Below are 7,755 nucleotides of genomic sequence, written 5' to 3' on the forward strand. Positions count from 1 at the left end.
CCTCCGTCGGCCCTGGTGGGCGGCTGACGGAGCGTCGGCGACCGGACCCGCCTGAAGTCGTCCCACGGATAACGCCCTAATATCTGCGGTAGTTTGATTCGTCACCTGCGGTGACGTTCTCCGGTCGCTACAGGAAGCGGCCCTGTTATCCGTGGCAAGGGAGAAGCAGTGCCCACCGTCGTACAGCTGTCGGCCGGGAAGGCGTTGACCGTCCGCGCGGCGGCAGACGCCTTCCTCAACTCGCTCCGCAACCCGAACACGGCCCGCAGCTACTCGACCGGAGTCGGTAAGACGGCCGAGCGGATCGGGGAGGCCCGCCCGCTGGGGTCGGTCGCGGACGACGAGATCGGTGAGGCCCTGGAACTGCTGTGGGGCACCGCGGCGGTCAACACCTGGAACGCCCGCCGGGCGGCGGTGCTGTCGTGGCTGGCCTGGTGCGAGTCGTACGGCTACGACGGGCCGGCGGTCCCGGCCTGGACGAAGCGGCTGGCTGTGCCGGACTCCGAGACCCCGGCCCGCTCGAAGATGGCGGTGGACCGGCTGATCGCCCGGCGTGAGGTCCACCTGCGGGAGAAGACGCTGTGGCGGATGCTCTACGAGACCGCTGGGGCGGTCGGAGGAGGTCCTCGGCGTGAACATCGAGGACCTGGACCTCGCCGGGCGTCGCTGCCCGGTGAAGGCCAAGGGCGCCCGGAGTAAGGTTCGCCGTCGCGGGCAGGCACGCGAGGACTTCGTGCTGGAGACCGTGTACTGGGACGCTGGCACCGCGCGGCTCCTGCCCCGCCTGCTGCGCGGCCGGACCCGCGGGCCGGTGTTCGTCACGCACCGCCGCCCCGGCCCGGGAAAGGTGGTCAACCCGCGGGATGTCTGCCCGGACACCGGCCTGGGCCGTCTCTCCTACGGCCAGGCCCGCGCCCTGCTCGATGAGCACACCGCCGTGCGGGGGCAGGGGACCGGCTGGGACCTGCACGAGTACCGCCATTCCGCCCTGACCCACCTCGGCGAGCAAGGCGCCTCCCTGCTGATGCTGATGGCGAAGTCGCGGCACAAGAAGCCGGAGAACGTCCGCCGCTACTTCAAGCCGTCCCCCGAGGCGATCTCGGAGCTGACCAGTCTGCTCGCCCCCGGTGACGCGCGCCGCTGACCTTGCTGTCGCTGGTGTGCCCTACCGTGGAAGGCTCACGGCCAGACGCGTACCGCTTTCGCCGCCGTGCCGGGCGACCACGCCAGGTCCTCCAGGGCCCGCGAGTGCAGCAGACCATCCCAGCCCGAGTCGCCGACGGGGAGCGTGGGAGTAGGGGTGCTGGCAAGAGCCCTGTCACCAGCCGCGGACGGTGGCTGGCTTCAGAGAATCGAGCCTCCACCGACCGCGGGGTGGTTCATGAGAGCCCCTCACCGTCCCACCCACAGACGCGTGGTCCACCCGGTATCACGGCTGACTGCGTCCGCGGCCAGGACGGTCCCGTCAGGACTGAACTTCACCGCGCCATGGGTGTGCCCGATCTGGCCTTCAAGGGCGGTGATGCCGCAACCGGTGGCCGCCTCCCACAGACGGACAGTCATGTCATCGCTCCCGGTGGCGAGGATGGCACCATCGGGGCTGAACGCCACCGACTGGATGTGGTCGGTGTGGTCGCCGAGGACAGCGACGGCCCGGCCGGTGGCCACGTCCCACAGCCGCGCGGTGTCGTCGGCTCCGCCGGTCGCCACGATGGTGCCGTCCGGACTGAACGCCACCGAGTAGACGGGTTCGGTGTGACCCTCAAGGACGGCGACCGTTTGGCCGGTGGCCACATCCCACAGGCGAATCGACGGATCGTTGCCGCCGGTGGCGACGAGAGCCCCGTCCGGACTGAACACGATCTGTGAGGCCCACTTGGTGTGGCCAGTGAGTGTGGCAGGGGCGTGCGAGGTGGCCACATCCCACAGCCGCACGGTGGTGTTATCGGCTCCGTTGGTCGCCAGGGTGGCGCCGTCCGGACTGAATACCAGGCGTTCGCTGCATCCGGCGAGGGTGTCGCGAGGGCGGCCAGTGGCTGACTCCCACAATCGCGCCGTGTGGTCGAGGCTGATCGTCGCCACGATGGTGCCGTCCGGACTGAACACCGTCCGGTGGACGGTTTCGGTGTGGCCGGTGAGGGTGGCGGCGACAAGGCCGGTGGCCACATCCCACAGCCGCGCTGTGCTGTCGCCGCGTCGTGTGCTGCCAGCGGCAAGGGTGGAAGCGTCCGGACTCAGCGTCATTGGTCCGGTCGACTCGGGAAGAGAGATGATGTCGGTGCTGCGGCCTGTGGCCATATCCCACAACCGGACGGTCGTCATATCGCGGACGACGAGGGAGGCGTCATCCCCTCTGAACCCGATGAAAAAGAAGCCTTCCAGGACATGGCTCGGCAGCCAATGCCGCGGCTGATCCTGCACCGACTGCACCACCGGCAGCGACGACGGAGGCGGCGGCATCGGTGAAGACGCCGGAGTCCTCGCGCCGAACCGCGTCCTCCACCGCCGGAGACCGGGAAGCCCGCCGGGCCTGCCCTCAGGCACCTTCGGGGCGTGGCTGGCCTGCGGGGCGGTGACAGTGGGCAGATGCGCGATCCCCGCAGCGCCAGGCGCCGAGGAAAGAGCTGGCGGCACGGCGGGGCCGCCGCCGGCCAAGGCGCGGGTGGCTGCCATGACGGTGCTCCGCCGGGCAGGGTCTTTCTCGAGCAGACCGGCCAGGACCGGCTCTAGCCACCCCGCATACCGCATCGGCCGTGGCGGATTCTCGCGGATGTCCGCCATAAGCGCCCACACGTTCGCGTTCTCGGCGTCGAAAGGGAGCCGGCCCTCCACCGCCGCATACAGGGTCGCACCCAGGGACCACAGGTCCGAGGCGGCGCTGGCACGCTTGCCTTGGAGTTGTTCGGGGGCCATATAGGCTGGCGTGCCCAGCATCGAACCGGTACTGGTCAAAGCGCTGGTGGCATCCGCAAACCAGGCGATCCCGAAATCCGTGATCACCGGATGCCGGTCGGACAGCAGGATGTTGTCCGGCTTCAGGTCACGGTGCACCACACCCGCTTCATGCGCCGCCCCCAGCGCCTCCAAGATTCCGCACCCGAGCCGCGCCACTTCCCCCGCCGGTAACCGACCCTGCTCCTTTAGCACCCGCCCCAGCGATGGACCGGACACCAACTCCATCACGATCACGGGCGCGCCCCCGTGCTCGGTGACCGTGTACACCGTGGTGATCCCCGGATGCTTCAGACGTGCCGCGGCCTGTGCCTCCCGCCGTATCCGCTCGACCGCCTCCTGCTGCTGCGCTCTGCTCCAGGCAGGCGACACCAGCAGCTCCTTGACCGCCACCATCCGGTCAAGCTTCTCATCGCGGGCACGCCAGACCCGGCCCATCCCTCCCTCGCCCACGAGATCCACCAGCCGGTACTGCCCAGCGACCAGGTCGCCCTTCGCCCCCGTCATGGCCACCATGATACGTTCTAACGCCCCATCACGAACGCGTGTATCCCCAAACCAGGAAGCGAAGCTTCTTCCCCCCGGACAGTGGCGCCGCAGTACTCGCGCAGCCCCTACCCGGCACCACGCACCTGCTGATGTGTCAGACAGGGAAGAACGACCGCCGAGGTCGGCCGGGCCATCCTCGCGGAGCGCTACGCGACCTACGTCGCCGAGTACGGCGAGCCCGCGTAGTCACTCGTCGTCGGCCGCTTGCTTGTCGCGCAAGGGCCGCAGCCCGCCGGGCAGCTCGGGTAGCTGGAAGGAGTACCGCCCGAGCATGTTGATGTGCTGCCGCACGAACGGGGAGAGGCGGGCGACGTCCTCGTCGCGGACGTCGAAACCGTCCGCGCGCAGCTGGTTGACCGCGGCGTCCATGTAGCGGGTGTTGAAGAGGACGACGGCGTTGAGGACCAGGCCGAGCGCGCCGATCTGGTTCTCCATGCCGTCCTGGTAGCGCTGGTAGAGCTGCCCCGAGCGGCCGTGGAAGATCTTCCGGGCGAGCGCGTGGCGGCCCTCCTGGAGGTTGGCCTGCGCCTTGATCTGGCGGCGGTAGCCGGGCTCGTCGGCCAGGCGCAGGATGTGCAGGGACTTGGCGATCCGGCCGTAGTGCGCGATCGCGTCCCCCAGCGGGGTCGGCCGCCCGTCCCGCGACAGCATCCGGATCACGTCGTACGCGCGGACCGCGCCGGTGTGGATGGAGCCGATGATCCGCAGGATGTCCTCCCACTGGCGTTCGATCCGGGCGAGGTCGACCCGGCCGCGGGCCGCTTCCTGGAAGGCGCCGTAGTCGGCGGTGCGGTCGATGCGCCACATCTTCTGGTCCGGCAGGTCCGCGAGCTGCGGCGCGTACACGAACCCGGCCAGGGTGAGCAGGCCGAAGATGATGTCGCTGTACGAGGCGGTGTCCGTGACGATCGTCTCCGGCCGCTTGCCGCCGTCCCGGTCGTAGAGGACATCGAGCACATACAGGGAGTCGCGCGGGGTGCCGGCCACTACCTTCCCGCCGAGCCCCGCCGCCTGGTCGTTGCGGGCGTAGACCGAAGGGACGGGGACGACGAACCGCATGCCGTCCACGGAGGCGACCAGACCGCCGCCCCACGCCTGCGCGAGACCGATGGACGCCTGGTGCTCGATGAGGGTGGCGTTCGCGGCACGGTAGGTGGCCAGCCGCAGATACGTCTGGTCGACGTGGGACAGCCTGCCGTATTTCAGCTCGTCAATCCCGCCGATGACCGGCGTGTACCCGACGTTGCAGCCATGCGCGACCAGCAGCGCGGCGACCGTCACGTGCAGGTCCTTGAGCCTGGCCTCGCCGCCGGTGATCGAGGTGAACGCCTGGTCGGCGCCGGTCCACGAGAACACCTCCAGCAGCACCTCCGGCAGGTCGACGCGGGGCATCATCGCCTCCACCGCCTTCCGCAGGTCGGTCAGCGAGGCGGGGTCGGGCTCCGGCTCCAGGGCGGCGAAGTGCAGGCGGCCGTCGTCGTCGAACACGATCTGGGAGTTCGCCGGCACCCGCCCGGCGACCTCCCGGTACGTGCCGTCCAGCAGCGCGGCCCGCGCCGCCAGGTGCTCGCCCGGCTCGCCGGGCAGGTTCAGGGAGGCCAGCACGGTCGGGCGGACCTGCTTCCATGCCTCGCCGTCCAGCAGCTTCGCCCGCGGGTCGCCCCACTTGGAGGAGTTCTTCGCGAACACCTCCCGTCGGCGCAGCAGCCGGTGGAAGGACTCCAGCACGCAGAACACGTACGCCTTCCAGTCCACCGTGCCCGCCTCCAGGTGCGGCGCGGACAGCACCAGCCGCCGCCACGAGCCCACCAGCAGGGACGTGTCGATCTCGTCGGGTCCGACCTTCTTGCGCCCCATCAGATCGGGCAGCGACTTCAGCGCCTTGAGGACCGGCAGGCCCTCCGGGGTGGCACCGAAGTCGACGACCTGGACGAGGAGAGCCAGGAACGGCCGTACGGTGGGGAACCGGGTGACCAGCATCGTCCGCCATGCCTCGTCCGCGTCCGAGTCGATCGGCGGCGCCAGCTCGAACAGCGCGGCGATTGCGGCGGCCAGCTCCTCGCGCGGGACCACCGCCTCGATCCGCTCCCACATCGCCGTCAGGGTCGCCACCTCTGGCGGACTGATCTCCCCGGACTCGGTGTCGACCTGCTCGCTCGTGGTGTCGAACACGACCCGGAACGCGGTCGCCAGCCTGATCCCAGCCCGCTCCATCCTCGGCAGCGTCTTCAGCTTCTGCTTCGCCGTCTCCCGCTCCGCCCGCACGAGCAGCCTCGTCGCGATCAGCACCTCCAGCAGGTCCAGCGCGTCATCGACCGCCCTGCTCGTCAGGTACACCGTCGTGGCCAGCAGGGTGGCCAGGCGCCGGGAGTCGCCGTGGCGCCGCAGCAGGGACGCCTTGACGTCCACGCCGTACCGCGACAGCTCTGCCAGTCGCCGCGGCGGTATCCCGGACACATCTAGCTCGCCCATACCGAACGCGTCGATCTCCGCCGCCCGCTCAAGCGCCCACTTCATCTGGGGCCCGGAGATCCTTACCGGGCCGCGCCGCAGCCGGTCCAGCTCCGATACCCGCGCGCCGGGCGGCACGGTCAGCAGGGAGTCGAGCACCGCCCGCTGACCGGTGCTCAGCAGCCTGTAGAGGCTGTCCCACAGCCGCTGGTTCGCCGCCTCCCGCACCGACGCCACCAGCCGGGCGAGCGTCGTCACGCCGGGCAGCAGCACGCGCCTTTCACGCAGCCACCCCACCGCCGCGTCGAACAAAGCCTTCGGGCCCTCCCCGGTTGTCCACGCCCGCGCGTCCACCCACACCCGCAACTCGGCTTCCGCCTCGGCGAACTCCGTGTACTCCAGGAGCTTCCGCAGCTCACGGACGTGGGCCAGCCGGGTGTTCTCCCGTTCCCCGTACGCCTTCAGTGCCGATGCGTCCGCGATGCCGAGCTGCTCGGCGAGGTAGTCGACGACTTCAGCCGGCACTTCGGTCGGGTCGTCCAGGAACACCCCGAGGTAGCGCGCGGTCGTGAGCTGGGCCCCGAAGCCCAGCCGGTTGTGGGACCGCCGCTTGCCCTCGATCAGCTCCCGGTCCGCGTCGTCCAGGAAGAAGAACCGCTCCAACTCCGTACGGGACGGCGCTCCGTTGTACGCCGCGTACGCGGCGGCTTGTGCATCCGTCAGAAACTCGACCGGCACCCCGGACCTCCACACAGTCAATGATCAACACGACTGCTGAAGGCTCCGCCCTCGAAGAAGTCCAGGTCAAAGCGCTCTCAGGTGCGCGGGAGGCTTAGCGCCGGTTTTCGTTCCGATGTTCCTCAACCCCCGATGCCGAGGTCGTTGGCCAGGGCCGCGAGTGAGTCTGGGTGCATCGGCTGGCCGGCCCGACCAGGCGAGCAGGAGATCGGCGACCGGCCCGGGGATGGGGGAGGGTGGTTCGCCAAGCCGGAGGAGGACCTGGTCGCCGTCGTGGACCACGTCGTCGACGGTGAGGCGGACCACGCGGCTGAGCGGCTGCGCGTAGAGCAGAACGATGGCGCCCGCGACTCGGGTCCGCAGCGGTAGATCATGGCCGGTCAGGAGGCGGCCGAGCATGTCGATGCGTTCGTGCTGCGGGAGCGGTGCCGCTTGGCGGATCACTGCGGCGGGCAGTCGGAAGCGCCTGGTGAGCTTGCTGGCCATGCACCACAGCAGGAAGGCCCGGATGGTGTTGCGGCCGTGCTCGTTGTGCTCGGCGTGCCAGGCGTCGATGTCGGCCTGGCGGCAGGCGGGCAGGGCGAGGTCGTGCTCGGAGAGCCATTGGAGGAAGGCGGTAGCGTGCTTGACCTGGTCGCCCGCATAGCGTCGGCCGGCCGGAGTGATGGGCTTCTTCTCCGCGCGGGTGCGCAGCCGTGGCAGGACTTCCCAGGTGGCGAAGCGGCGGACGAGCTGGGCATGGTCCGAGTCTGTGATGTCGGCGTCGAACGAGCAGATCTGCTTGTCGACGGTGGGGAGCACGCCGCAGGCCATCAGAAGTTCCCGCAGGTGGGAGGCCGCCCTCCAGGGCTGGAGGGTGTGGAATGCCTCGTGGGTCAGCTCTATCTCTCCGCGGCCGAGGCGCCGCAGCAGGTGCTCGGGCGAGTCGGTCCGTCCCTTGCGGGTATAGAGCCAGGTCAGGCCGGACAGCGGGTTGTCCATGGCGGGGACTGTAAAACGTTCGGCTCTGTCCCGTAATCGGTGGTAACGAAGGGTGACGGGCGTCGTTGGCGTGGTGTGCGCGAC

General features: G+C 69.8%; 3 protein-coding genes and 1 pseudogene. 1 reads left to right on the top strand and 3 read right to left on the bottom strand.

All coding sequences use genetic code 11. The features are described from left to right. Window positions 1-168: 168 nt before the first annotated feature. Window positions 169-1,144, top strand: a pseudogene (locus ACY34J_RS28430) (tyrosine-type recombinase/integrase). A gap of 248 nt (window positions 1,145-1,392) precedes the next feature. On the opposite strand, the gene ACY34J_RS28435 reads toward ACY34J_RS28430, so the two are convergent. The 3 genes from ACY34J_RS28435 to ACY34J_RS28445 all read right to left on the bottom strand — a co-directional run bounded on the left by ACY34J_RS28435 (window position 1,393) and on the right by ACY34J_RS28445 (window position 7,671). Next, window positions 1,393-3,468, bottom strand: coding sequence for a WD40 repeat domain-containing serine/threonine protein kinase (locus tag ACY34J_RS28435; protein WP_462729517.1), 2,076 nt, complete (start codon window positions 3,466-3,468; stop codon window positions 1,393-1,395). A 219-nt stretch (window positions 3,469-3,687) separates the two neighbouring features. Beyond that, window positions 3,688-6,690: a Tn3 family transposase gene (locus tag ACY34J_RS28440; protein WP_462729518.1), complete on the bottom strand. Its 3,003-nt coding sequence runs from the start codon at window positions 6,688-6,690 to the stop codon at window positions 3,688-3,690. A 66-nt stretch (window positions 6,691-6,756) separates the two neighbouring features. Beyond that, window positions 6,757-7,671 (bottom strand): hypothetical protein, encoded by a 915-nt coding sequence (locus ACY34J_RS28445; protein WP_462729519.1) that lies wholly within the window; start codon window positions 7,669-7,671, stop codon window positions 6,757-6,759. Window positions 7,672-7,755: the final 84 nt, after the last annotated feature.

This window comes from Streptomyces sp. HSS9-12, assembly GCF_054963655.1.

What these genes read in the sequence shown, in the direction of transcription:
- ACY34J_RS28435 (WP_462729517.1), bottom strand. Translation starts at nt 3,468, where the DNA reads ATGGTGGCCATGACGGGGGCGAAGGGCGACCTGGTCGCTGGGCAGTAC.
- ACY34J_RS28445 (WP_462729519.1), bottom strand. Translation starts at nt 7,671, where the DNA reads ATGGACAACCCGCTGTCCGGCCTGACCTGGCTCTATACCCGCAAGGGA.